Genomic DNA, 21,426 nt, shown 5'->3' on the forward strand with positions numbered 1-21,426 from the left:
ATGATAAAATTATAAAAATTTATAAAGCATCTCAGCAATTTTATCATTATTATGGCGAAGTGTTCCATCTTTATGCTTTACAACAATATTTCCTGCAACTACCTGAACATTCATGGCTTTTAAGCGGTCAATATCCGCTTCTACCGGAAATGCTCTCTCTTCTTTATAAATTTCCTGTGTTTCTGCATCTATTGGCTGGTTATGAACAATAACATAATCAACACAAGCATCACCAACATGGTCGTGAATAGCCTGAACATGATCTGCCGCGGAATAACCTGTTGTTTCTCCATATTGCGTCATGATATTACAAACATAGACTTTCTTTGCTTTCGCGTTGTGTAATGCTTCCTTCACTTCTGGAACAATTAGATTCGGCATGATGGAAGTATACAGGCTCCCTGGAGATATAACAATCAGATCTGCTTTTTCAATGGATTCAACAGCATTGGGTAATGGATGCAGCGGCTGCGGCTCTAAAAAAATACGTTTAATCCGTTTTCCCGACAGAGGGATATTTGATTCACCATGAATAATTTCTCCGTCTTCCATAATTGCATGCAAAGACATATTATCATTTGAAATCGGATATATCTTTCCTTTTACATTTAGAACCCGGGAAATTTCTTTTATCCCCTGATTAAAATTACCGGTCATCGATGTCATAGCAGCTAATAATAAATTCCCTAATGAATGACCAGTCAATCCATTCCCTTGTTGAAACCGATGCTGAAAGAGCTCTAAAAGCATAGGTTCTGCATCAGATAAAGCAGCAATAACGTTTCGAATATCTCCCGGTGCAGGTATTTCCATTTCTGAACGGATTCTTCCTGTACTTCCTCCATCATCCGCTACAGTCACAACTGCGGTAAGCTCCACCGGTAAATCCTTCAATCCACGCAGTAAAACCGGCATTCCTGTTCCTCCGCCAATAGCCGTTATTTTGGGAACATTGCTCATGATGATTTAGCCTTTCTCTTCTCAATATCCCGATGACTGACATGTGTAATATAATCATCATTGAATTGTTTGGAGAAATACTCAGCTAAAGCTACAGAACGATGCTGTCCGCCAGTGCAGCCAATGGCAATGACTAATTGTGATTTGCCTTCTTTTTTATATTGCGGAAACATAAAACGGAATAAATCATTTAATTTATCTGTAAACAGCTGTGTATCTGTCCATTTAAATACATACGAAGAGACTTCCTGATTTAATCCTGTTAAAGGCTGAAGCGCAGACACATAATGTGGATTCGGCAAAAAGCGTACATCAAAAACTAAATCCGCATCAATTGGAATTCCATATTTAAATCCAAAAGATACGAAATGAACCGAAAACACTTCCTGCTTTTCTTCCTTATATAATTGAAGAATCTTTTCGCGTAAATCTCTTGGCTTAAGATTTGATGTATCAATAATTCTTTGAGAACGTCCGCGCAATTCATCAATAATGATTCTCTCCTGATGAATCCCGTTTAAAGGAAGCCCGCCAACAGCTAATGGATGAGAGCGTCTTGTCTCTTTATATCTCGTAACCAAAGTTTCATCAGCTGCATCTAAAAATAGAATATGGCTTTGAATCCACGGTGTATGGCTAATTGCATCCAGTGCTTTGTATAAGGAATCAAAAAATTCTCTCCCCCGTAAATCCATGACAAGGGCCACTTTCTGAATTGTATTAGAAGCATCCTTCATTAATTCTAAAAATTTTGGAAGAAGTGCAGGAGGTAAATTATCTACACAATAATACCCTAAGTCCTCAAAGCTTTGTACCGCAACTGTTTTTCCGGCTCCTGACATTCCAGTAATAATAACGAGCTTTGTTTCTTTTTCTTGATTCACTGAACTCTCCCCTTTCAAACCTCTTCCGACGCCACTTATATTTCTGGCGGGCAGTCGAATCCCCAACCCTGGTTTCCGGGCCCTAAGATCTTAACCGGCCAGTTCTTGCGCTATACTTATTGTATCTTACTTCATTATATTAGAAAACCTGACATTCGCCAAGAATTCGGTTAAATACGGCTTGTATTTATACAAACTGAGAAAAACCAAGAAAATCACTTGCTCTTTAAAACAATGGTGTTCTTGCTAGGGAGATGTCCGCTCCAGGAAGTCGCTTTTCACGGGCAACGTCTCAGCCTCCTCGGAAGAAGACCACTTCCTGCGGGGTCTTCACCTGTTGCTTTTCCCGTAGGAGTCGACAACATCCGCTCCTATCTTTGAATAAATATGTTTCATTTGCTTTCTTACAAAGAAATGAAGCTAATTCTAGCGACGCTTTTTGATGGGACGAGTAATCGCAGTCCCAAAACGGAAGGAAATTTGGTTAAGTTAGTGACGCCCTGTCTCAGGCACCGAACTGACATACGTCCTGTATGCCCCACAGGAAAAAAGTGCTCTTCTTTTTTTCACCCAAGGACATAAGTGCGGCTTTAGCTCTGTCTGCGCCTATCGGCTTGCCAATCACTAAGTCTTCTTTATCGAGGAGATGAGCTCGGGGCCTACGGAAAGCGTAGTGTATTTCTGAGGTTGCGGTTACTCATCCTATGAAACCCGTTGGAGCGGCTATTCTTCAATATTCTTATATACTTTCTTATTCTTAAAAAAAGCTGCCTTTATTTTAATCCAAAAAAATGGACAGGTGAGTCACCTGTCCCAAAACTAATCTATCTATTAAAAGGGGGTCAATTAGTTAACCCTATCTTAACCTTTCATTGTTTCATGCGTGTTACAACAAGGTTAAGAACCAGTTACCGGAGATTAATTTTTTTATACAAATTATACCTTAAGATTGATAACCCCTATAGATTCGACAATTTCCAATAACTTTAGAATTACTTATCGCCTAAAATACGACAATTATCTTGATTAATCTTCTAATGTCTCTACATATTTAATGGCTGTTTCAGCTGCGATACTTCCATCACCAGTAGCGGTAACAATTTGTCTAAGATCTTTTGCACGGATATCTCCAGCTGCAAAAATTCCTGGAATTTTTGTTTCCATGTTTTCAGATGTAGGAATATATCCTTCTTCATCTGTAATTCCTAACTCTGTAAATGGATCGTTTAAAGGCAGCATACCGATATAAACAAATACACCGTTTGTCTCAAAATCATACACTTCATTCGTTTTATTATTTTTTAATGTGATACTGCTGACTTTTCCGTCTGTACCATTAATTTTTTCAGGCACTGTATCCCAAATAAATTCAATTTTATTATTATCAAAAGCACGATCCTGAAGAATACGCTGTGCGCGCAATTCATCACGGCGGTGAACAATGGTTACTTTACTTGCAAATCTTGTTAAATATACGCCTTCTTCCACAGCAGAGTCCCCGCCGCCGACAACAACAAGTTCTTTTTCTTTAAAGAAAGCACCATCACACACCGCACAATAAGATACACCGCGTCCGCCAAGCTCTTCTTCTCCCGGGATGCCAAGCTTTTTATATTGCGCTCCTGTTGCAATAATTAAAGCCTTGGTATGATACTCTTTCTTTCCTGCATGAATAGTTTTATAATTGCCATGATCTTCAATGGATTTAATATCACCGTATGCATATTCCGCACCAAATTTTTTAGCATGATCGAACATTTTATTCGATAAATCCGGCCCTAAAATATGATCAAATCCAGGATAGTTTTCCACATCTTCTGTATTTGCCATTTGACCGCCCGGAATTCCACGTTCCAGCATCAATGTATCTAAATTTGCCCGGGAAGCATACACTGCAGCAGTCATACCTGCTGGTCCAGCTCCGGCAATAATCACATCATATATTTTTTCTTCGGACATTCAATACCGCCCCTTTATCTTTATAATATTCTTATTCCAACGTATAGTGTAATGAAATTAAGATATAACGTCTATCTTTTTGCTCATATTCGTAATTCCTGTACAGCGACAGGATATCGAACCCTTTTTTAATCTTTAAAAGCCCAGGGCCCTTCCTCCTTTGACAGCTTAGGGTGCCGTCTCAAACCCTCTTCCCATAATCGCAATGCTTTACTGGGATATCCTGAATGATAAGCTGTAACACTATACCACTTATAATAAGATGCTCTTCTTTTAGCTTGCTCTCCAGAAACATTTTGATACCGTTCATATGCTAAAGAATAATTTTCTGTTTTTGCAAAGACTTCTGCAATCCGCAGCTTTTGCTCCTCATGAATTGGATAGATATTATCTATGATCTGGATATGCTCAAGGTAATCAGAATCTCCTGTCTCATAATAAAACAACGCTAAATTTAAATGACTTTGCAAATTATTCGGGTAATCCTCCAGCATATCCTCCTCAATATGCATAGCCTCTTCTTTTTTTCCAGTATAGAATAGTGCTTGCGCATAGTCATGAACAGCTAACTTCTGTTCTGGAAAATTTTCCATTATCTCTTCAATAAAAGGAATCGCTTTTTCCCAGTCATTATTTTCTATATGGTAAAAGGCTGTCTCCTGTAAAATAATCAGTTCGTCCTCATCCTCCAGAGAAAAGATTTCTTCCTCGTCTTCATCGCCAATTTCTATATAATCAAGAAGCTGGGCAGCATCATCACTAAAATCTCCCTCTGGCTTTTTATCTAAATACATTTGTGCATATTTTTTAGCATCTTGCAGCAATCCAAGATGCGCATAGTTATTTGCAGCTAAATAGTAGCAATCAACATATTCTCCAGTCTTCAAAACCTCTGTCAGCAGCTGATTTGCTTTATGATAAGCACCTGTTTCAGTATAAATGATGGATAACTGGCATTTATATAGAGGGAAATAGGGTTTGTCTTCTATTGCTTTCTGTATCCATTTAATTGCAATATCAAATTTCCTTTTTTTAAATGCCTCTACGCCCTTTGTATAGTAAAAGTCGCCTTCAGGAATGAATGGGGTTACGTTATTTGTTGTTCCTTTGGTTTTATTTCTTTTTCCTTTTAACATGGATCTCCCCCGTTCTTAAAGACAAGTCGAGAAAAGTATACCATAGAATATAGCAGATTCCCATATTTGTCATGTTAAATAGTGAAACTTTTACTTCCGTTTACCGCTCTTTTCAAAGGTCTGTATTTGATAGCCTGAGCAGCGGGCTCTGTGTTGTCCAAAGTTATTTTTAATGTTTAATATAACATGAACAATACTCATAATTTTAGCGGACAGAACCGGACTTATTTCATATTATATAATTCCGTCTAAAGCCGAAAAAATAAGACACATGGCAGAGCATGCATCTTATTTTTATTATTACGTTCTTATTTATCTGGGTGTGTTGTTTCGTACAATAATTGTTCCAATTCTTTTCTATATGCTGCTGCTTCCTCTTTTGTCCAGCCGAGTTCTTTTTCCATGAACGGAAGTACCGTATCCATATGTGTTTCTACCCATGGACGGTTAAAGAATAATGCACCTGAACGGCGGATAAAGAAGTCAACTGCTTTATAAGCCATTTCTTCATTGATTGCATATAGTACCTGAGCAAATACTGCCGGTTCAATATTTTCATTTTTAGCAGCTTCTTTATTTTCTGTATAAAGTGTGAAGACTTTTTCTACATTTGCACCATACCGCTGTGTCAGTTCTGCTGCTTCTTTCTCTGTTAAACCAAGGCTCACACCTTCTTTAACCTTTTCTGCTTTGAAGTTCTTGAAGCCTTTTGATCCGCCAACTTCTCCTCCGGAAATTGGCAAATGCTTTGTTTGGCTGTCTGTATATAAAATGCCTTCTTCTTCTTTTAATTGTTTCGCTACCATATTAACAACGTGTTCCCCCATTTTACGGTAGCCTGTTAATTTTCCTCCTGCCATGGAAAGTAACCCAGAATCAGATTGGAAAATTTCATCCTTACGGGAGATTTCGCTTGGGCTGCTTGCACCTTCTTCAGCAATTAAAGGACGTATTCCAGCCCAGCTGGATTCTACTTTGTCTGCATCAATTCCGACAGAAGGGAACATATAGTTAATCGCGTCTAAGATATAATCGCGGTCTGCCTCTGTCATTGTTGGATGAGCAATATTCCCTTTATAGTCAGTGTCTGTTGTGCCTACATAAGTTTTACCATCACGAGGAATAGCAAAAACCATACGTCCGTCCGGTGTATCGAAGTACACTGCCTGTTTAAGCGGGAATACAGATTCGTCAAATACTAGATGGACACCTTTTGTTAAATGAAGTGTTTTTCCTTTTTTGGATCCATCTAATTCACGGACATCATCTACCCATGGACCGCCAGCATTAATAATTTTTTTCGCATAGATTTTATGCTTTTCTTTGCTGATTTGATTTTCTGCCACAACGCCTACTACTTTTCCATCTTCATAGATGAATTCCACTGCTTTTGTATAGTTGACTGCTTTGACACCATTTTCAACAGCTTTTTTAAGCACTTCAATAGTTAATCGTGCATCATCTGTTTTATATTCTACATAATATCCGCCGCCGCGAAGCTCGTCTTTTTTTACAAGCGGTTCACGGTCTAATACCTCAGCTGGTTTTAACATTTCACGGCGTTCTGATTTTTTAACGCCTGCCAAAAAGTCATATACACGCAAACCGATATTAGATGTAAACGGTCCTAAATTACTTCCTTTATGAAATGGTAAAAGCATCCACTCTGGTGTGGTAACATGTGGACCATTTTCATAAACGACAGCACGTTCTTTCCCTACCTCTGCAACCATTTTTACTTCAAATTGCTGCAAGTAGCGCAGGCCGCCATGCACTAATTTTGTTGAACGGCTTGAGGTACCCGCTGCAAAATCCTGCATTTCAATAAGTCCTGTTCGCAGCCCTCTTGTAGCAGCATCTAATGAAATTCCGGAACCGGTAATACCTCCCCCAATAACTAATAAATCCAGTTGCTCTTTTTCCAGTGATTCTAATACTTCTTTACGTCTTTTCCCTGAAAATTCACTCATAAACTCCACCCCTAAAATTATCTATAGTTTCTTTTTCCCTATTTAAAGACGGCTATTCATCCAAAAGTATAAGAAAAACCAATTCATTCTTGTACAGCTTTTCTTTTTATTGCCAATCACAATCTGAATACTTCAGATAAATTAAAAAAGACCACAAGAATACTGATATAATAATACCAGCCTTCCCGCGGTCTCTCCATAGCTTCTCCGTCCGTTTTATTAACTTAAATTCATACTAACATATATTATACATACTGTATAGCCTTTTGCTTTTATCCGGACTTTTTCACTTTCAGGCACCTGATATGCTGGTATAAAAATAACTGGAAATATTGCTTAAAAATTCTGTGCGTTATGCTAAAACTTCTGCCAGCGATTTGAATATATAGTAGCTGGAAGCAGATCCTGGATCAATATGACCGACAGACTTTTCCTTCAAATATGATGCTCTTCCTTTTGTTGCTTTCATCGGCTTTGTAGATTCCATAGCTTCTTCTGCTGTCTTTTCTAAATCTGCTGCATCGATTTCACTCTGTTCATTCCACCAGGAAACAACTGGCACCCAAACATCTACCATCGTTTTTTCTCCAGTGGTTGATTTCCCCCGTTGCTGAATACCTTGTGCTGCGGCATCCAGTCCTGCTGAAATATCACCCTTGTCTACAGTATCCTTCCCTTTCACTGCCATCGACAATTTCAGAAAAGCAGTACCATATAATGGACCTGAAGCTCCTCCTACTTTCGACATTAATGTCATTGCAACATCCTTAAAAACCGTGGCAACATCATCATATGAGGATTGCTCAAGTTTTTTTACAACCTCCTGAAAGCCTCTTGACATATTAATGCCATGATCACTGTCTCCAATTGCCTGATCAAGCTCTGTTAAATAACCTTTATTCTCCTGCATATATTCATTTGCTTTTACCATCCAGTCTTGAGCTGATTGTATTGTTAACACGTTAAAAACCTCCTCCTGACATTATGCTTTAAGTGCGTGTTCAAAAAGTCCGATAAATAGGACCAAGAAGTTCAAGGCGACGAGCTTTTTACGAACAGACTTCCACAGGATGTGGTGACTTCTACGTTGCCCACACGACGTGGGCGTTTTTAGTAGAAGACCCTCTTTTCGCTGCGTCATCTTTATTGGACTTTTTAAATATCCTCTTTAAAAGCGATAGCTTCACTCGGCTCTGCTAACAGCTGCTTTAATTCTTCATCAACCTTTAATAGTGTGATAGAAAATCCCGCCATTTCAAGAGATGTCATATATTCGCCAACATATGTCTGATGAACAGAAATTTGTTTTTCCTTCAGCATGTCATTGACATGACCGTTTACAATAAATAGCTCCATTTCTGGTGTAGAACCCATGCCATTAATCATAACAGCTACTTCGTCACCAGCTGCCAGACCAGCATCTTCAATAATATTGCTTGTTAGTTCATCCGCTATTTCTTTTGCAGAAGCAATCTTTTTCCGTTCCGTTCCTGCTTCTCCATGAATGCCAATTCCTATCTCCATTTCATCTTCATCTAAATGAAAGCTTGGCTTTCCAGCATCAGGGACCGTGCATGATGTTAGAGCCATTCCCATAGAACGCACCTGCTCGATTGTCTTTTCTGCAGCAGCTTTCACTTCGTCTAACGAAGCTCCCTGCTCCGCTTTTGCTCCAGCTGCTTTATGGACAAATACAGTGCCGGCAATCCCGCGGCGGCCAATGGTAAAATCACTGTCCTTCACAGCAATATCATCATTTACAATTACCTGCTCAACGCGAATTCCTTCTGCCTCAGCTAATTCGCCAGCCATTTCAAAGTTTAGAACGTCTCCTGTATAGTTTTTTACAATGAGCAGGACACCCTTACCTTGATCAACTGCTTTAATAGCTTCAAAAATCTGATCTGGTGTCGGAGAGGTAAATACTTCTCCAACAACTGCTGCATCTAACATCCCTTTGCCGACATAGCCTGCATGGGCTGGTTCATGTCCGCTTCCACCGCCGCTGACCAGGCCGACCTTCCCTTGAGACAGCTCCTTGCGACGAATAACGTTTGTGTTTTCTACCTGTACCCACTGTCCATCGTTTGCAAGAGTCATTCCTTTTACCATGTCTTGAATTACATTACTTGGATTATTGATTATTTTTTTCATTTCTACCCCTCCAGATTTTTAATGAAATGAATCAATCCCAGTATCTATGTTAAAAATTCAAATTGATTCCTAAATTACCTTCAGCTTCTTACCAATATACAGCTTTCCAAAACATCTTAATCTATATTACTTCTATAAATAACCAGGTACTATTCTGTTTTAAAGGCACGTGTTGCTTTGACAGCTTTTTCCCAGCCTTTGTATAGGCGATCACTCTCTGTTTTATCCATTTTCGGTTCAAATGTTTTTTCATTTAACCACTGTGCTGCTATCTCTTCCTGATCCTTCCAGTACCCGACAGCTATCCCTGCTAAATAAGCTGATCCTAATGCTGTTGTCTCCTGGATCTCCGGGCGTTCTACAGGCACTTCTAAAATATCACTCTGGAATTGCATTAATAAATCATTTTTTACTGCGCCCCCGTCAACACGGAGCGTTTTTAAATCAATACCTGCATCAACAGACATTGCCTGCATCACATCCTTTGTCTGATAAGCCAGAGATTCTAACGTAGCGCGAATAAAATGCTCTTTCTTCGTTCCTCTTGTCAAACCAAAGACCGCACCACGGGCGTCGCTATCCCAATAGGGAGTACCTAACCCGACAAAAGCAGGAACCATATATACACCTTCTGTTGTATCCACTTCAGATGCAAATGCCTCGCTCTCCTGGCTGGACTCAATCATCTGTAATCCATCACGCAGCCATTGGACAGCAGAACCCGCAACAAATATACTTCCTTCCAGTGCATAATTTATTTTTCCATCCAGGCCCCACGCAATGGTTGTTAACAATCCTTGTTTAGATGCTACTGGCTCTTCTCCCGTGTTCATTAATAAGAAGCAGCCTGTCCCATATGTGTTTTTTGCCATTCCTTTTTCAAAGCATGCCTGACCAAATAAGGCAGCCTGCTGGTCTCCAGCAATTCCGGCAATCGGTATTTCTTCACCAAAGAAATGATACGATACTGTTTTTGTATAGATTTCAGATGATGGCCGTACCTCTGGAAGCATCGACTGTGGTACACCAAGAATTTCTAAAAGCTCCTCATCCCACTTTAGATCATAAATATTGAACATTAAGGTACGGGAAGCATTCGAATAGTCGGTTACATGAGTCTTCCCGCCTGAAAATTTATAGATTAACCATGTATCAATTGTTCCAAATAAAAGGTCTCCTGCTTCCGCCTTCTCCCTCGCGCCTTCTACATTCTCTAAAATCCATTTTACCTTTGTTCCTGAGAAGTATGGATCAATTAAAAGACCCGTTTTGCTGCGAATTGTTTCTTCATAGCCCTGTTGTTTTAAATTACGGCAAATATCTTCTGTTTGACGAGATTGCCAAACGATTGCTTTATAGATTGGTCTTCCCGTTTGCTTATCCCATACAACTGCTGTTTCACGCTGATTTGTAATCCCAATCCCCGCAACCTGATTTGCTTCTATATTTGTGTTATTTAATACTTCTGCAATGCAGCCAAGTACAGAGGTCCAAATTTCATTCGGGTCATGCTCTACCCAGCCCGGTTTAGGGAAATGCTGTTCAAATTCTTTTTGAGCTGTGGCAACAATCTCCCCTCCTTTATTAAATAAAATAGCCCGGGAGCTTGTTGTCCCCTGGTCAATTGACAATATATATTGTTCTTTCATACCCTATTCCTCCATTGTGCTTTTTTAAACATATAAGGATATTCCACAAGGCTTATCCTTTATTTCTACAACCAAATAATCATACCATGTCAGAATAAGTTTAGAAAAAGATAAAACCTGTGACTTTTACATCAAGGAGGAAAATGATAAGTAGAAAAAGCCCGCAAACAAATAGCACCATTCTTATCCTGGTACACGTTTGCGCGGGCTCCTTCTCTCCATCACGATTAGTTTAAGTATAGAATAAAACAAATTGCAAGCGTTGTCAATTCATTGAATCAGCAGGATTTCTTGTTTTTGAATCAATAACAGTGGTGGAAAGAAAAGAAAATTCCGATCTGAAATTATATGAATAAGGCTGGACACAAAAATCGAACAAAGTCGATTAACACTTTTATATATAATCAAAGTTGTTCCATTTTTTCTTTATTCTAATTTCATACCTCAACATAGAAAAAACAGCACCGATACAGGTGCTGTTTTTTCTATTATGAAAGATTCCAAAGCTTGCGGCTTGATGTAGATACGGCTACCGCTCCAGCATTCAGTGCCTGAGTAACATGATTTTCCTCTTTAATTAACCCACCGGCAATAACAGGAATATCGGTTTCTCCGGTAATCTCTTCAATTACTTCCGGCACCAGACCTGGCAAAATTTCCACGTAATCCGGCTCAAATCGATGGATAAGCTTTATACTCTGCTCTAATGCAGCACTGTCTAATATAAAGACACGTTGAATGGCCAGCAATTTATGCTTTTTTGCAGCTGCAACCACATTTCCGCGTGTCGTTAATATACCATCAGGTTTTATTTCCCGATGCAGGAATTCCATCCCGTATTCATCTGCTTTCAGCCCCTGAATTAAATCAAAATGGATAAATACCTTTTTATTTGCACGGTGACTGTAATCAATCATACTTTTCAGCTGGACTAATCTTGATTCTAAAATAATAATGTATTCATGATTACTTTCCAACACCTTCTCAAAATCCTTCATGCGCCTTACAGCAGGCAGTATACCAGCAGGTAATTGCATCAGAGCTCCCTCCTCTCAATCATTATCCGGCAGCTTACGCGATTCCATTTCTTCCTTCGTATAAATAATCCGCATCGGATTTCCCCCGGCAAAAGCTCCAGCGGGAACATCTTTATGTACCAGTGTCGCAGCAGAAATAATCGCTCCATCGCCGATATGCACTCCCGGTAATATCGTCGAGTTGGCGCCTATCATCACCTCATTACCGATATGCACCTCACCCAAACGATATTCTGTTATTAAATATTCATGCGCTAAAATCGTTGTATTATAACCAATAATACTGTTATTTCCAACTTTAATTTTTTCCGGGAACATGGAATCAGGCATTGCCATTAAAGCAAATGATGTACGGTCGCCTACCTTCATGCGCAAAAAATGCCGATACATCCAATTTTTCATTCTTAAAAAAGGAGTATAACGAGCAATCTGAATCACAATAAAATTTTTTACTATTTTAAAAAAAGACACCGTACTGTACATCTGCCATAAAGAATTTGCTTTATGATGGACTTTATACCTTTCAGTTCTCCGCATGACTATTCACCTGCCACTGTTAATAAATCCCTCATTGTATCCAAATAATATGTTGGATGATAGCTTTTTAAAAAGTCCTCTGTTTTCTCAGACCAGCTTACCGCCGCCGTTTGTGTACCAGCACGTTGTCCTGAAACAATATCATGAAAATTATCTCCTACCATTAAGGTTGTTTCAGGATCCGCATTCACCAGCTTCATTGCTTTTTCTACCGGTTCTGGATCAGGTTTTTTAAGTGTCACATCATCATAAGTAATAATAACAGAGAAGAAATCTGTCAGTCTGGTTAAATCCAATCCCATCATAACTGTTTTTTTAATCTTCGTACTTACAATTCCCAATGTAATACCTTTATCATACAGCTGCTTGATTGTTTCATAAACATATGGAAAAGCTTCTACATAACGGTCATGCTCTCTCATATTATACTCCCGGTATGCGGCTGTCATTCGTTCAGACAGCTCCGGGTTTATTTCATAAAAGGTTTCATTTAATGGCGGGCCATTAAGATGTTTTATTTCTTCCGGGGTAAACTGCATATTAAATTTTTCAAATGTATGTTCAAATGAAGCACGTATAAGCTCATTTGTATTTAATAACGTTCCGTCTAAATCAAACAGAATGGTACGAATGCTCATGTTGCACTTTCCTTTCTTCCTTCTTCCAAAAATAAGCAATAACCATCGTCAAAATAATCGCTACAGATAATCGGATAATTAATAATGGCCAAACTGGAATTCCAAGCGGAATAAAGACAAGCGTGTCCTCCACAACAGCATGGCAGGATACGAGAAATATTAATGCTAAATACATATCCTTCTTCGGCACATTATCTTCTTTTACAGCCTGCATCATGAGCCCGGCACCAAAGGCAAGTCCGATAGTAAGACCGGCAACCATTGTCATGGAAGCACGCTTATCTATTCCCAGCAGCTTCATAAATGGAGCTAATTTATTTGACATGGCAGTCATCCAGCCAAGCTCCCGCATAATTTGCATGATAATCATTAACGGGATAACGATACAGGCTAATTGAACAATAGCTATAGCAGCCGCTTGAGCACCATGAAGCCCAATTTCCCACCAATTATTCAGGACCACTTCATTGCTGGAAATAAAACCGTATTGAGCAAGCTCTGAGCCGCCAGACCAGAATAAATTAATCAAAAGTCCGGATATCACAGCAAGTCCAACCCGGATTCCAACGATAATCCACCACCTTACTCCTACACTTGTTGCCACAGCAGATTCAATAAATAGATTATGGGAAAAAGACAGCATAACTGCCATAATAAATACTTCCTTGACGGTAAAATCAAAAGAAATAATCGCTGCAATCCCTGCGTATAAATTTAATCCATTCCCTAAAACAAGCGGAACAGCAGCTTCCCCTGATAAACCAAATAACCCCATAAGTGGGGAGATGATATTCATAAACCAAGGGAAAACAGGTGTAAACTGCAATATCGTTATAATTAATGTAATCGGAAAAATAACTTTCCCAAGCTTTAATGTAGTCTTTAATCCCTGAATTAACCCCCTGTAAAGCGTTCCTTTCATTTTCTTACCTCATTTCAGCTTAACACGTTTGTTTCATCACGGCATGAGTGCCCGTAATTCATCCTGATTTATATGGTAAAATCAGTTTTTTCGTTGGATGAAAACGGGCTCTTCATCTCCTGATTGGTTCAGGCCAACACGATGTTGGTCACACAAGCGTTTCCCCAAATGTTTTTGATGGGGCGAGTAATCGCAGTGTTAGCTTGTATTCCTTATTCTTAGCGGGAAAAACCACCCGATAAATCAAGTTTCACTTTATTTCCTTTTCTTCTTTTTCTTTTTTCTTTTATTCGGATACTTTTTTGTCATTGGTGTGTCAAGATAACGCTCGTCTGTTGTCATGAGCCTGTATAGCATGAGGATAATTCCGGCTGTGATTGTTAAGATAGATACAACCTGTGCCGTCCTCAGATCACCAATGATGTATAAACTGTCTGTCCGAAGCCCTTCTATGAAAAAACGGCCGATGGAATACGTGACAGCATACATTAAGAATACCATTCCGCGTTTTGGATTTATTCTGCGGAAAAGTAACAGTCCAAAAAATATCAGGAAATTCCAGGCAGATTCATATAAAAATGTTGGATGATACATCACACCATCAATGACCATCTGGTTCATAATAAAGTCCGGCAAATACTGATGGAAGCTTTCATACGCAGCCTCAGAAATTGGACCGCCATGCGCTTCCTGATTCACGAAATTCCCCCAGCGCCCAATTGCCTGTCCCAATATTAAACTGGGTGCAACGACATCAGCCAGACGCCAAAATGATATTTTCTTTACTTTTGCAAAAACAATAGCTGTAATCACACCGCCAATTACAGCCCCATGAATAGCGATTCCGCCTTCCCAAGTGGCAAACATTTTCCATAAAGGACCATTGGCATATTGGTCAAATTCAAAGATTACGTAATAAATTCTTGCGGAGATAATCGCAATTGGTACAGCAAAAATAATGAAATCCATAATGGTCTCTTTGCCCAATCCAACTCTTTCCGCTTCTCTGGTAGCTAAATAAACTGCTAATACAGCTCCAACAGCAATAATGATTCCATACCAATAAATTGTTAATGGACCAATTTCTAAAAATACACGATCAATAGGAGCACTTGTCCCAATCATCTATATTCTACCTCCTATTGTGATTCTAAATCACCTTGTTCAATCATTTTTGTTAAACGATCTGAAAACTCTTCTGCCGTATTCACACCCATCCGTTTCAACCGGAAATTCATAGCAGCTACTTCAATAATAACAGCCAGGTTTCTTCCCGGTCTGACAGGTATTGTTGCTTTTGGCAGATGGACATCCATAATCTTCATCGTATCTTCATCTAATCCTAAACGGTCATACTGTTTTTTATTATCCCAATTTTCCAATTGAATAACCATCGAAATCCGTTTTTGGCTGCGGATCGAGCTTGCGCCAAATAATGTCATTACATTAATAATACCCAGGCCCCTTATTTCCAGTAAATGTTCAATAAGTGCAGGTGCATTGCCAATCAGACTCTCATAATCCTCTTGCCGGATTTCCACATTATCATCTGCTACAAGACGATGCCCTCTTTTAACTAATTCCAGTGCTGTTTCACTTTTACCAACACCACTTTGTCCGATAATTAAGACACCGACGCCGTAAATATCTATTAACACACCATGCACCGCCGTAAATGGTGCAAATTTAGATTCTAAGTAATTGGTTAAACGACTCAATACCCGCGTCGTTGTCCGCGGTGATTGTATGATTGGTACGCCAGAATGCTTCGATGCTTCAAAAAATTCTTCTGGTACATCCATGCCACGGGAAATGATAATTCCCGGAGTTACATCCGTACATAGATTTTCAGCACGCTGCTTTCTTTCTGCAGCATTCAGTCCCAAAAAGTAAGCTAATTCTGTCTTACCAATTAATTGTAGACGCTCCCTTGGATAATAGTCAAAAAAGCCCGTCATTTCCAATCCTGGGCGTGAAATATCACTTGTTATAATTTCACGGTGAACTCCTTCTTCTCCTGCTACTAACTGTAAATTAAACCGATCTAGTAAATCCTTTGTACAGACGGTTGATACCATTTTGAAGCTCCTCTCTTCAACAAAGCTAACTGATATACATTTTAGCATAATCCGTACAAAAAACGTAGAGGAGAAGTCTCTTACTTAATGTACTTCATTAAAAACTATGATTGACAAGGTTTATGCAATTTTGACATTCGAAAGTCCGCTCATTATAAGATTACTTCTTTGCAGACTTTTTCAAACTCCATATAAACTGTTTTCAAGTAACCAATAATTGTTTGAGTTCTTCCGATACTTCTCCAAATATTTATGAATGAGTACTTGTTATTTTGGAAAATCTCTGTATAATATAGCATTAATATATTACCGTTGATGAAGAGAGTAGTTATATATCATGTACAGCAGCGAGTCAGGAGATGGTGGAAGCCTGACAGTACAGAATATAATGAAACGCACTTCAGAGGTGCTGTCTGAACAATCAGTAGGATATGCCGGGTTATTCCGTTAAAAATAATATAAGAAGGTTCTTATTTATTTCTGATTAAAGTCTAAAGCTTTATTAGTTATATATAGGAGCAATTAGGGTGGTACCGCGAATAAACTCGTCTCTATGTTACATCATGGAGACGGGTTTTTTATGTTTTTATATTTCACATTTAATCGTATTGGAGGAGTAGACCATGAATTACCGTCAGCAATTTGCAGAGGAAATTTATACCCATTTACAAGGGTTATCGGAAGTGGATGAAATTCATTCATTGATTGAGGAACCAAAATATAATACTCATGGCGATTTAGCGTTCCCTTGCTTTACCTTAGCAAAAAAACTAAAAAAAGCTCCGCAGCAAATAGCCAAAGAGTTATCTACAAAAATAGATGCACCTTTTTTAGAAAAGACAGTGGCAGAAGGACCTTATTTAAATGGTTTTTTAAACAAACAAGTCGTCAGTAAACAAGTAATTCGGCGTATTAATACTGAGAAAGAAGACTACGGTTCGTCTTCAGCCGGTGCTGGAAAGATAGTTACTTTAGATTTCTCATCACCAAACATCGCCAAACCTTTCTCCATGGGCCATTTACGTTCTACTGTTATTGGCAATGCACTTGCTAATATCTCAGAAAAATATGGCTATAAAGCCATTCGAATAAATCATCTTGGTGACTGGGGAACACAATTTGGCAAGCTTATTACTGCTTATAAAAAATGGGGTTTAGAAGAAAAAGTACGAGAGAACCCAATTAAAGAGCTCTTTTATCTATATGTGATGTTTCACGAACAAGCGGAAAAACATCCCCACTTAGAGGATGAAGCCCGTTTTTGGTTTAAACAATTAGAATCTGGGAATGAAGAAGCAAATCAGCTGTGGAAATGGTTCAGAGAAGAATCACTGAAGGAATTTGCGAAAATTTATGAACTGCTGGATATTGCATTTGACTCCTATGATGGCGAAGCATTTTATAATGATAAAATGGACAAGGTTGTCCAAGAATTAAAAAACAAAGATCTCCTGTCTCTTTCAGATGGAGCTGAGGTAGTTGAATTAGCAGCTGAGAATATGCCGCCATGCTTAATTAAAAAGAAAGATGGCGCTACATTATATGCAACCCGGGATTTGGCAGCAGCTATTTACCGGAGCAGGGCCTATCATTTTGAAAAATCCTTCTATATCGTCGGACAGGAGCAGCGCCTTCATTTCGAACAGTTATTCCTTGTGCTCCAGAAAATGGGCTATGACTGGGCAGCTTCATTAAAGCATGTTCCATTCGGTTTTATTTTAAAAGATGGAAAGAAAATGTCGACCAGAAAAGGAAAAGTTGTGCTGCTGGAGGATGTTATCAAAGAAGCCATTGATCTGGCTTACCAAAATATTAAAACTAAAAATCCGGAACTGGAAAATAAAGAAGAAGTAGCAAAAATGGTCGGTGTCGGAGCAATTATTTTTCATGATTTAAAGAATGAACGCCAAAATAATATTGAATTCAATCTGGATGAGATGCTGAAATTTGAAGGTTCTACAGGGCTTTATGTGCAATATACACACGCCCGTTCCTGCTCTATTCTTCGGAAAGCTTCTGCTGAAAATAACCTTTCTGTCAGTGGGCTCACCGATTCATACAGCTGGACCGTCATCAAAATACTAATGGATTTTCCAAATGTAATCGAAAAAAGCTTTCAGCAGGCTGAACCATCAGTTATCGCAAAATATGTTTTGAAATTAAGCCAGGATTTTAATAAATATTATGGTCAGGTCAAAATATTAGCTGATGATGCAGAGCAAAGCAGCAGACTGGCATTGGTGAAATCTGTTGCGATTGTATTGAAGGAAGGGTTGAAATTGCTTGGTATTAAAGCTCCTGAGAAGCTTTAAGTAAACAGACCGGCTATTTATTGCTGATTACATTTCTTATTTGCTTTGAAAGTGCTTTTTGCAGTGGAGAGAGAAATACAATTTTTATTTAGGAAAAATTAAAAACATAAAGATATTTCTATTTACCTGTAAAAAACCATTGCACTTCACATAACGGAAAGCTTTATACTTAGATATAAAGGAGCTGATATGAAATGTATACCATCGGAGAATTTGGAGCAAAAACCGGATTTTCAACACGAACGCTGCGTTTCTATGAAGAACTTGGGATTCTTTATCCAAGCAAAAGAAATGAAAACGGTCATCGTTTATACAGCTTGGAAGAACTCGCCACCTTACAACGTATCCAGTCATTAAAATTTATTGGATATTCACTTCAGGAAATCAAAGAAATGCTGGATAAAGAAGAAATCACTTTAGAAAATTTTGCAGACTCCCTCCCTGTTCAAAGAAAGGTGCTGGTGCATAAGCGCGAGGAATTAAACCGGGCCATCGCAGCTATTGATCATGTACAAGAGCTTTTAGATGATGACTTTTCATTAGATTGGACGGTGCTCGCCTCTCTGCTCCACGGGATGGAATTTGAAGAGGAGCAAAAGGCATGGATGAAGGAGCATTTTCCCGATGATTTTGCATCGCTTTTTACGGATATACCAAAGAAAGAGCGTGAAAAATTAGATAGAGAATGGCTTTCTATTCTGGCTGAAGTAAAAAGGCTGATGCGGGAAAACGTTCCTCCGCATGCGCAAGAAGCGCAACAGGTATTTCTAAATATTAATGATTTATTTATAAAAATCGTCCCTGAGGATGTTATTGTAGAAAATATCGATAAATGGGAAGAACAATTGGAATCTGCTGAAGCGGATAATTTTGTAGCTCCGACTTTCTGGTCAAAAGAGGAAGAAGCTTATATGGAGGAAATAGCTAAAGCGATGGAACAGCAGTATAAGGAGAATGAAGAAAAATAATGGAATGAAAAAAGTCCGAAGCCTCCCCTATAAAATAGGGAGCTTTTCCGGACTTCTTCATTCGATTTTCTTATGTGTACTTTTTAAGAGAAATATAATTCTGTAAGTCTTTTCATATCTATTTCATTTGAAACATCTATAAAATATGGTGCCTGCCATGCTTGTGTTTTTTTAGCTGAGTTATTTAATGACCTTTCCCATGAAGGGTATACTCTTATTGCCATTTTCCCTTTGTTATCATTAGTTCTCAATATTCCTTTCTCTAAAAGCAGAGATTTTGGAAAAATAAACTGACCTTTCAAATCCTTATCTATGATTGAAAACACTATTTTATCCGGACTCTCACTATATGCAAAAGCCTGATTGCAATGATTTACATCTTTTTCCCAGAAAACAACAAAATACCCATCTTTCTTTGGTGTTCGTTTAGCTAAGCGGCTCCTATATTTATTTTCATTAATATTAAAAGTAGTTCCTTCATATTCCATATTTTGCGGCTCTTTTAATATATTTGTGAGCTCACCATTTATGTCAAATAGTAATTCTTTGATCAGGTTTATCGATTTTAGCATTTTCTCTTTCCTTTATAATTCATCTAATATTAATCATGGTACCGGGTACATTGTATTACATCAAAGTGGAAGAGTAGAGAATTTCTGCTTATTCAATCGCAATATATATTTCTACCTGCCCATTTGCCGGATCAATATCCCCGGCATAGTACTCAAAATCGCCAGTAAATGTGCGTATGTTTTCAGGCAGCTGCTGCCATTCCCAAATAGCAGCCCAAGCTTGCGGAACCTTTTCCGCTATTGGACCTTTTTCTGTTACAAATACAGCGTATGTCGCTTCCGGCAATGTATAAGTTTGAATCCCTTCTACGTTTTGAACCACAGAATCTTCCGTTATTTGCACGCTTAACATAATTTCATAAGTCCCTTTTTCTTCTTGCTGATAATGAAAATAACAACCGTAATATCCCGCTTCATGAATGTTCACATCTAATTTTTCTCCAATATTATCTGTGAAAAAGCGTTCAAATAATGATCCTATCTTCCCGTTTCCAGATTGCTCTGCCTCATTAGTAGTTATCATACTGACTCCGGCTAATGTAAAAGCTGGCCGCTTCTCCATGCGTAACGGTTTAATATTTACAGCTGATTTATCCTGTTTCATAGCTTATCAAACTCCTTTTTCTTATGATAATAGTTAGTATAAAACAGGAAACCTGACAGCTGTCTGTCCAGTTTGTTCAACTTATTTATATATTTTTGTAATTTGCATTACACGCTCTGCGATAATCTCCCGCAAATGGACTGGCTCCAACACCTCCACCTGAGGGCCGAAGCTGAGTATAAAGCTGTATAACCATTCATCCTCTGGGTAAGCTTTCTTCACCAGCCATGTCTCATCTTCCGTCGGAATAAGCTCCTCTGCATCAAACCAATCTTCCGCTAAATGATGAGCTTCTTTCTGGAAACGTAAAACTACCTCATTATTATCGGAGATAGAGGATTGTTTTCCTTTTATATCCTTTTGTTCTGGTAAAGGGCGGCGGGTAAAACTTAACTCAGCATCCACAGACAAATTTTTTATTCTTCGTAATTTAAATAAACGGAACTGCTCTCTTTCTATGCAGTATGCTTGTATATACCATTGTCTTCCTTTGAGAATTAATGTATGCGGCTCCGCCGTTCGCTGCGTAATCTTCCCCTGTGCATCTGAATATGTAAATGCAATGAATAGACAGTTATCTATTGCCTTTTCAATACGCTCCAGTTTTTCTTGGAGCCGTGCACTGTTATCCCAAGGTGAATAATCAATGAGAACACGGCTTGTTTTACTTTGAAAAGCCTTGGCATCAACAGGATGTACAACACTATTCATTTTTTCCATCAATTGCTGGTGCTGTGCTTTTTCATGAGAAGTAGATATACTGCGCAGTGCCGTGACAATTGCTGCTAATTCATCATTGGTGAGCAGATTACGATCCAGCCGGTAACCTTCCGCAAGTCCGATACCGCCGTAAACTCCCTGGTAAGTTATAATGGGTATGCCAGCTGCATTAATCGTATCAATATCCCTGTAAATCGTCCGCACAGATACTTCAAATCGTTCCGCTAAATCTTTTGCCTGCAGCATGCGGTGATTTATCAATAATATAATAATGGATAATAGTCTCTCTAATTTCATTACGTTCTCTCCTCTTTGACAACAGTGGG

General features: G+C 38.7%; 19 protein-coding genes and 1 other annotated feature. Of the genes, 2 read left to right on the forward strand and 17 right to left on the reverse strand.

Translation table 11 applies throughout. The features are described from left to right. Positions 1-9: 9 nt before the first annotated feature. The 14 genes from MHH51_RS17450 to hprK all read right to left on the reverse strand — a co-directional run bounded on the left by MHH51_RS17450 (position 10) and on the right by hprK (position 15,924). Positions 10-960 carry a YvcK family protein gene (locus tag MHH51_RS17450; protein WP_339282666.1) on the reverse strand — a complete coding sequence of 317 codons (951 nt, stop codon included), beginning with the start codon at positions 958-960 and terminating at the stop codon, positions 10-12. Continuing rightward, the gene (gene rapZ, locus MHH51_RS17455) at positions 957-1,844 is read right to left on the reverse strand and encodes an RNase adapter RapZ (RefSeq protein ID WP_147210201.1); all 888 of its coding nucleotides are present in this window, start codon (positions 1,842-1,844) and stop codon (positions 957-959) included. The genes MHH51_RS17450 and rapZ overlap by 4 nt, the downstream gene beginning before the upstream one ends. Positions 1,845-2,870: 1,026 nt before the next feature. After that, positions 2,871-3,803: a thioredoxin-disulfide reductase gene (gene trxB / locus MHH51_RS17460; RefSeq protein ID WP_339282668.1), complete on the reverse strand. Its 933-nt coding sequence runs from the start codon at positions 3,801-3,803 to the stop codon at positions 2,871-2,873. A 128-nt stretch (positions 3,804-3,931) separates the two neighbouring features. Further along, positions 3,932-4,939 (reverse strand): hypothetical protein, encoded by a 1,008-nt coding sequence (locus tag MHH51_RS17465; protein ID WP_339282670.1) that lies wholly within the window; start codon positions 4,937-4,939, stop codon positions 3,932-3,934. A gap of 308 nt (positions 4,940-5,247) precedes the next feature. Further along, on the reverse strand, positions 5,248-6,909 hold the full coding sequence (locus tag MHH51_RS17470) for an FAD-dependent oxidoreductase (protein WP_147210198.1): 1,662 nt from the start codon (positions 6,907-6,909) through the stop codon (positions 5,248-5,250). A gap of 352 nt (positions 6,910-7,261) precedes the next feature. Further along, positions 7,262-7,870: a dihydroxyacetone kinase subunit DhaL gene (gene dhaL, locus MHH51_RS17475; protein ID WP_339282672.1), complete on the reverse strand. Its 609-nt coding sequence runs from the start codon at positions 7,868-7,870 to the stop codon at positions 7,262-7,264. Between the two features lie 194 nt (positions 7,871-8,064). After that, a complete protein-coding gene (dhaK, locus tag MHH51_RS17480) occupies positions 8,065-9,063 on the reverse strand; it encodes a dihydroxyacetone kinase subunit DhaK (RefSeq protein WP_147210197.1) in 999 nt (332 codons plus the stop codon). A gap of 149 nt (positions 9,064-9,212) precedes the next feature. Continuing rightward, positions 9,213-10,712 carry a glycerol kinase GlpK gene (gene glpK / locus MHH51_RS17485; protein WP_339282674.1) on the reverse strand — a complete coding sequence of 500 codons (1,500 nt, stop codon included), beginning with the start codon at positions 10,710-10,712 and terminating at the stop codon, positions 9,213-9,215. 488 nt (positions 10,713-11,200) lie between these two features. Continuing rightward, positions 11,201-11,749: a glycerol-3-phosphate responsive antiterminator gene (locus MHH51_RS17490; RefSeq protein ID WP_147210195.1), complete on the reverse strand. Its 549-nt coding sequence runs from the start codon at positions 11,747-11,749 to the stop codon at positions 11,201-11,203. 15 nt (positions 11,750-11,764) lie between these two features. After that, a complete protein-coding gene (locus MHH51_RS17495) occupies positions 11,765-12,286 on the reverse strand; it encodes an acyltransferase (protein WP_147210194.1) in 522 nt (173 codons plus the stop codon). 2 nt (positions 12,287-12,288) lie between these two features. After that, positions 12,289-12,924 (reverse strand): pyrophosphatase PpaX, encoded by a 636-nt coding sequence (gene ppaX, locus MHH51_RS17500; protein WP_147210193.1) that lies wholly within the window; start codon positions 12,922-12,924, stop codon positions 12,289-12,291. Further along, positions 12,899-13,846, reverse strand: coding sequence for a nucleoside recognition domain-containing protein (locus MHH51_RS17505; RefSeq protein ID WP_147210192.1), 948 nt, complete (start codon positions 13,844-13,846; stop codon positions 12,899-12,901). The genes ppaX and MHH51_RS17505 overlap by 26 nt, the downstream gene beginning before the upstream one ends. A gap of 255 nt (positions 13,847-14,101) precedes the next feature. Next, entirely contained in the window at positions 14,102-14,971 is an 870-nt protein-coding gene (lgt, locus tag MHH51_RS17510; RefSeq protein ID WP_147210191.1) for a prolipoprotein diacylglyceryl transferase, read from the reverse strand. Between the two features lie 14 nt (positions 14,972-14,985). Continuing rightward, positions 14,986-15,924 carry an HPr(Ser) kinase/phosphatase gene (hprK, locus tag MHH51_RS17515; protein ID WP_077601956.1) on the reverse strand — a complete coding sequence of 313 codons (939 nt, stop codon included), beginning with the start codon at positions 15,922-15,924 and terminating at the stop codon, positions 14,986-14,988. Between the two features lie 303 nt (positions 15,925-16,227). Beyond that, positions 16,228-16,480, forward strand: a binding site (T-box leader). A gap of 67 nt (positions 16,481-16,547) precedes the next feature. Between hprK and argS the strand changes: the two genes are divergently transcribed. Both argS and MHH51_RS17525 read left to right on the forward strand, forming a co-directional pair. Beyond that, a complete protein-coding gene (argS, locus tag MHH51_RS17520; protein ID WP_339282675.1) occupies positions 16,548-18,236 on the forward strand; it encodes an arginine--tRNA ligase in 1,689 nt (562 codons plus the stop codon). A gap of 194 nt (positions 18,237-18,430) precedes the next feature. Beyond that, positions 18,431-19,204: a MerR family transcriptional regulator gene (locus MHH51_RS17525; RefSeq protein WP_339282677.1), complete on the forward strand. Its 774-nt coding sequence runs from the start codon at positions 18,431-18,433 to the stop codon at positions 19,202-19,204. A gap of 83 nt (positions 19,205-19,287) precedes the next feature. Here the strand turns inward: MHH51_RS17525 and MHH51_RS17530 are convergent, their stop codons facing one another. The 3 genes from MHH51_RS17530 to MHH51_RS17540 all read right to left on the reverse strand — a co-directional run bounded on the left by MHH51_RS17530 (position 19,288) and on the right by MHH51_RS17540 (position 21,397). After that, positions 19,288-19,776 (reverse strand): MepB family protein, encoded by a 489-nt coding sequence (locus MHH51_RS17530; RefSeq protein ID WP_339282679.1) that lies wholly within the window; start codon positions 19,774-19,776, stop codon positions 19,288-19,290. A gap of 88 nt (positions 19,777-19,864) precedes the next feature. After that, a complete protein-coding gene (locus MHH51_RS17535) occupies positions 19,865-20,380 on the reverse strand; it encodes a GyrI-like domain-containing protein (protein WP_339282681.1) in 516 nt (171 codons plus the stop codon). 81 nt (positions 20,381-20,461) lie between these two features. Then, positions 20,462-21,397: a YafY family protein gene (locus MHH51_RS17540; protein WP_339282682.1), complete on the reverse strand. Its 936-nt coding sequence runs from the start codon at positions 21,395-21,397 to the stop codon at positions 20,462-20,464. Positions 21,398-21,426: the final 29 nt, after the last annotated feature.

It is taken from the genome of Oceanobacillus sp. FSL K6-3682, assembly GCF_037976165.1.
Taxonomy (GTDB): domain Bacteria; phylum Bacillota; class Bacilli; order Bacillales; family Amphibacillaceae; genus Oceanobacillus; species Oceanobacillus sojae.

What these genes read in the sequence shown, in the direction of transcription:
- MHH51_RS17495 (WP_147210194.1), bottom strand. Translation starts at nt 12,286, where the DNA reads ATGCGGAGAACTGAAAGGTATAAAGTCCATCATAAAGCAAATTCTTTA.
- MHH51_RS17450 (WP_339282666.1), bottom strand. Translation starts at nt 960, where the DNA reads ATGAGCAATGTTCCCAAAATAACGGCTATTGGCGGAGGAACAGGAATG.
- MHH51_RS17465 (WP_339282670.1), bottom strand. Translation starts at nt 4,939, where the DNA reads ATGTTAAAAGGAAAAAGAAATAAAACCAAAGGAACAACAAATAACGTA.
- MHH51_RS17540 (WP_339282682.1), bottom strand. Translation starts at nt 21,397, where the DNA reads ATGAAATTAGAGAGACTATTATCCATTATTATATTATTGATAAATCAC.
- MHH51_RS17535 (WP_339282681.1), bottom strand. Translation starts at nt 20,380, where the DNA reads ATGAAACAGGATAAATCAGCTGTAAATATTAAACCGTTACGCATGGAG.
- MHH51_RS17505 (WP_147210192.1), bottom strand. Translation starts at nt 13,846, where the DNA reads ATGAAAGGAACGCTTTACAGGGGGTTAATTCAGGGATTAAAGACTACA.
- trxB (WP_339282668.1), bottom strand. Translation starts at nt 3,803, where the DNA reads ATGTCCGAAGAAAAAATATATGATGTGATTATTGCCGGAGCTGGACCA.
- MHH51_RS17490 (WP_147210195.1), bottom strand. Translation starts at nt 11,749, where the DNA reads ATGCAATTACCTGCTGGTATACTGCCTGCTGTAAGGCGCATGAAGGAT.
- ppaX (WP_147210193.1), bottom strand. Translation starts at nt 12,924, where the DNA reads ATGAGCATTCGTACCATTCTGTTTGATTTAGACGGAACGTTATTAAAT.
- MHH51_RS17470 (WP_147210198.1), bottom strand. Translation starts at nt 6,909, where the DNA reads ATGAGTGAATTTTCAGGGAAAAGACGTAAAGAAGTATTAGAATCACTG.
- MHH51_RS17525 (WP_339282677.1), top strand. Translation starts at nt 18,431, where the DNA reads ATGTATACCATCGGAGAATTTGGAGCAAAAACCGGATTTTCAACACGA.
- lgt (WP_147210191.1), bottom strand. Translation starts at nt 14,971, where the DNA reads ATGATTGGGACAAGTGCTCCTATTGATCGTGTATTTTTAGAAATTGGT.
- MHH51_RS17530 (WP_339282679.1), bottom strand. Translation starts at nt 19,776, where the DNA reads ATGCTAAAATCGATAAACCTGATCAAAGAATTACTATTTGACATAAAT.
- hprK (WP_077601956.1), bottom strand. Translation starts at nt 15,924, where the DNA reads ATGGTATCAACCGTCTGTACAAAGGATTTACTAGATCGGTTTAATTTA.
- dhaK (WP_147210197.1), bottom strand. Translation starts at nt 9,063, where the DNA reads ATGAAAAAAATAATCAATAATCCAAGTAATGTAATTCAAGACATGGTA.
- glpK (WP_339282674.1), bottom strand. Translation starts at nt 10,712, where the DNA reads ATGAAAGAACAATATATATTGTCAATTGACCAGGGGACAACAAGCTCC.
- argS (WP_339282675.1), top strand. Translation starts at nt 16,548, where the DNA reads ATGAATTACCGTCAGCAATTTGCAGAGGAAATTTATACCCATTTACAA.